Genomic DNA, 1102 nt, shown 5'->3' with positions numbered 1-1102 from the left:
CCATCAAGTGCGATGTCGCGCTGCCTTTCGATTTCGACGACCTCGTGCTGAAGCCGCGCGATGCCGCCGCGCTGCGCGCGCTGTTCGAACGCTACGAATTCCGCAGCTGGCTGCGCGAACTCGACGCCGCCGCCACCGGCGAGGCCGCCCCGCCGGAACAGGATTGCAGCGGCGATCACCGCGCCTGCTACGAAACCCTCCTCACCGAGGCCCAGCTCGAAGCCTGGATCGCTCGGCTCGACGCGGCGCCGGCATTTGCGCTCGACACCGAAACCACCGGGCTCAACCCGATGCTCGCCGAGCTGGTCGGGATGTCGTTTGCCATCACCCACGGGGAGGCGGCCTACCTGCCGCTGGCGCATCACTATGCCGGCGCGCCCGCGCAGCTCGATCGTGCTGCCGTGCTGGCGAAGCTGAAGCCGCTGCTGGAAAACCCGCAACCGAAAATCATCGGCCAGCACCTCAAGTACGACCGCCACATCTTTGCCAACCACGGCATCGCGCTGGGCGGGATCGAAGGCCGCGGCGTGGTCGACGACACGCTGCTGCAGTCCTATGTGCTCGAAGCGCACCAGTCGCACGAACTCGGCAACCTGGCGTCGCGTCATCTCGGTCTGGCCACCATCAGCTACGACGACGTCACCGGAAAGGGCGCGGCGCGCATCGGTTTCGAGCAAGTGGACATCGCCCGCGCCAGCGAATACGCGGCGGAGGACGCCGACGTCACGCTGCGCGTGCGCGATGCGCTGGCGCCGCAGATCGCTGCGTCAGTCAAATTGGAATTCGTCTATCGCAAGATCGAACTGCCGGTGGCCGAGATCCTGTTCCGCATGGAACGCACCGGCATACTGCTCGATCGAAATTTATTGGCAGTGCAAAGCGGCGAGCTCGGCAAGAAGATGCTGGACCTGGAACAACGCGCCTATCAGGAAGCCGGGCAGCCGTTCAACATGAGCTCGCCGAAACAGATCGGCGACATCCTGTTCACGCAAAAGGGCCTGCCGATCGTCAAGAAAACCCCCGGCGGCGCGCCCTCGACCGACGAGGAGACGCTGGAACTTCTGGCGCTCGACCACCCGATCGCGCGGGCGATTCTCGATTA

1 protein-coding gene is annotated in these 1102 nt (G+C 65.2%); it reads left to right on the top strand.

Translation table 11 applies throughout. The features are described from left to right. A partial coding sequence (locus Q8S38_RS16080) for a DNA polymerase (protein ID WP_305681394.1) occupies window positions 1–1102 on the top strand: 1102 nt, incomplete at both ends.

This window comes from Allobosea sp. (assembly GCF_030695125.1).
Classification (GTDB): domain Bacteria; phylum Pseudomonadota; class Alphaproteobacteria; order Rhizobiales; family Beijerinckiaceae; genus Allobosea.
The sequence above is the reverse complement of the archived record's forward strand: the minus strand, read 5'-3'. Positions and strand labels throughout refer to the sequence as shown.